Genomic DNA, 2,748 nt, shown 5'->3' with positions numbered 1-2,748 from the left:
TGGCGGAAGCCGGCCGGTCAGCGTCCGGCGTCGGCCAGCTTCGCCCGGAGCTGGAGCACCGACTTGGTGTGGATCTGGCTGACCCTGCTCTCGGTGACGCCGAGCACGTTGCCGATCTCGGCGAGGGTGAGGCCTTCGTAGTAGTAGAGGGTGACCACGGTCTTCTCGCGCTCCGGGAGCGTGTTGATGGCGCGGGCGAGCATCCGTCTGAGCTCACGGTCCTCGGCGATCTCGACCGGGTTGTCGGCAGCGGTGTCCTCCAGGGTGTCCATCAGGCTCAGCCGGTCGCCGCCCTCCCCGCCGACGTGCAGCAGCTCCTCCAGGGCCACCACGTTGGCGAGTGACAACTGACTGAAAACGGCGTGCAGTTCCTCCAGGCCGATCCCCATCTCCTCGGCGACCTCGGCCTCCGTCGGGGTGCGGCGCAGCTGCGCCTCCAGGGTGGCGTAGGCGCGCTCGACGTTGCGGGCCTTCTGCCGCACGGACCTGGGGATCCAGTCCAGCGCCCGGAGCTCGTCGATCATCGCCCCGCGGATCCGGGTGATCGCGTACGTCTCGAACTTGATGGCGCGTTCGAGGTCGAACTTCTCGATGGCGTCGATCAGCCCGAAGACCCCGGAGGAGACGAAGTCCGCCTGCTCCACGTTGGACGGCAGCCCCACGCTGACCCGGCCGGCGACGTATTTCACCAGGGGTGAGTAGTGCAGGATCAGCTGCTCCCTCAACCGCTCGTCACCCGTCGACTTGTAGGAACGCCACAACTCGTCGAGCGAGGAGGGGGCGGGTGGGCGCACAGTGCCACGCGCAGCCGGTGGTACTGCCGCGCGGTCAGACCCGGAGGTGTGCTGGGGCATGTGGTGCCTTGAGCCGTTCTGCCGTCTGGTGCTGGGGACGTGTCTCTGGGGCGGGATCCTTGCGAGCGTAGCGTGACTGAAGTGTCGCGGTGTGCACAGGACCGGGGACCGTACCGCATGATTTCGGTCTCTGCGGCGCACCTTCGGACATGGCCGGGACCAGGACGGTCACCCCGCTCACCGGTCCCCCAGGCCCCGCCGAGCGGGGCCGAGGCCATCGGCATCACCTTTTCACCCGAATGCTTCAGGTCAAGTACCGCCTCGCCGCGTATCCCCATTGCGGGTGGGTGCGGGCGTCAACCTCCATCCGTCGCCCTGGCGTTCGACGAACCCCAGTGAGTGCAGTTCGTACAACCGACCGAGTGCTTCGTCCGTCGACGTCCCCGCGGCGCGCGCCACGTCACGCCCGTCCACGGACCGCTTCCAGGACAGGGCGTCCAGGACGCGCGCGGAGACGGCGTCGAGCAGGTCCCGGGGCAGCACGGGGCCCCGCCTGACCGGGGCGAGATCACCGATCTCGCCCACCAGTTCGGCCACTTCCGAGGCGTCGGTGACGAGCACTCCCTCGCCGCGCAGGAGTTCGTGCACCCCGGCCGAGAGACCGCTCGTCGCGGGCCCGGGCACCCCCATGGTGAACCGGCCCAGCCGCTGGGCGTTCCGGGCGGTCACCAGCGAACCGCTGCGGTACTGCGCCTCCACCACGACGGTGCCCCGGGTGAGCGCCGCGATCACCCGGTTGCGCAGGATGAACCTGCTGCGCGTGGGATGTTCCGCCGGCGGCAACTCGCCTACGACCAGCCCCTGTTCCGCGATGCGCCCGATCAGCTCCGCGTGCCCGCGCGGGTAGGCGACGTCCACCCCGCAGGCCAGCACGGCCAGGGTCGCCCCGCCGGCGCCCAGCGCACCGCGATGGGCCGCCCCGTCCACCCCGAACGCCGCACCCGAGACGACGACCCAGCCGCGCTCCGCCAGGCCCGCCCCGAGGGTGGCCGCCATGTGCGCCCCGTACGGGGTGCAGGCCCGGGCGCCGACCACCGCGACCGAACGCAGGGCCCACAGGCGGAGGTCGGGCGTACCTCTCACCCAGAGCCCGACGGGCCGCGCGTCCGCCAGGTCGTCCAGCTGGCTGGGCCACTCCCGGTCGCCCGGGCAGACGAAGCGCCCTCCGGCGGCGGCCACCGCCGCGAGGTCGCGGTCGGGGTCGGCCGTCGCGGCCCGTAACCGGTAGCCCGCCAGCCGCGGGGCCGTCACGCCCGGGAGCGTCCGCGCCCGGCCGTCCGGACCGGTGAGGCGGCGCATCAGCTCGACGGCACCGATCTCACGGAGCCAGCGTCCCCCTCGCTCGTCCCCGGGTTCGAGGACGCGGGTCAGGGCGGCCCTCGCCCGGCACTCCGGCCCCGCCTCGGTCCGCAGGGCCCCTGCCCCGGTGGGCGGCACCCCGGCGCCGGTGGGCGGCACCCCTGCCCCGGTGGACGGCTCCTTCGCCCCGTCCCGCCGGGCGCTCACGCGACACCGGCCTTCATGGAGACGCCCCGGTGGATGCCCGTACGCAGCTCCAGGGCCACCGCGATGTCGGAGGCGTCCGGGCGGTCGGCCGCCCTGAGGTCCGCCAGCGTCCACGCCACACGCAGCACCCGGTCGAGCCCCCGAGCGGTCAGCAGGCCACGCTCCATGTCACGCTCGGCCGCCATCAGCGCCCCCGGGGCCGCGGTCAGCCGGGTCCGCAACTCATGGCCGGGCACCTCGCTGTTGGTGGTCCAGGGGGTGCCCGCCAGCCGCTCGGCCGCCCGCGCCCTGGCCTCGCGCACCCGCACGGCGACCTCCGCCGAGGTCTCGCCCCGGCCGCCGCCTCCCATGAGATCCGCCCTGCCCACCCTGTCTCTTATACACATCT

General features: G+C 73.0%; 2 protein-coding genes and 1 pseudogene. All 3 read right to left on the bottom strand.

All coding sequences use genetic code 11. The features are described from left to right. Positions 1 to 17: 17 nt before the first annotated feature. Positions 18 to 854, bottom strand: a complete 837-nt coding sequence (gene whiG / locus IH13_RS0133135) for an RNA polymerase sigma factor WhiG (protein ID WP_051836008.1) — start codon at positions 852 to 854, stop codon at positions 18 to 20. A 249-nt stretch (positions 855 to 1,103) separates the two neighbouring features. Further along, positions 1,104 to 2,291 (bottom strand): DNA-processing protein DprA, encoded by a 1,188-nt coding sequence (dprA, locus tag IH13_RS0133130; RefSeq protein ID WP_051836009.1) that lies wholly within the window; start codon positions 2,289 to 2,291, stop codon positions 1,104 to 1,106. A gap of 65 nt (positions 2,292 to 2,356) precedes the next feature. Then, a pseudogene (locus tag IH13_RS0133125) lies at positions 2,357 to 2,748 on the bottom strand (ATP-binding protein); the annotation flags it as partial.

The organism is Streptomyces sp. NRRL WC-3549, from assembly GCF_000721935.1.
Taxonomy (GTDB): Bacteria; Actinomycetota; Actinomycetes; order Streptomycetales; family Streptomycetaceae; genus Streptomyces.
This window is presented reverse-complemented; position numbering and strand designations above follow the sequence as displayed.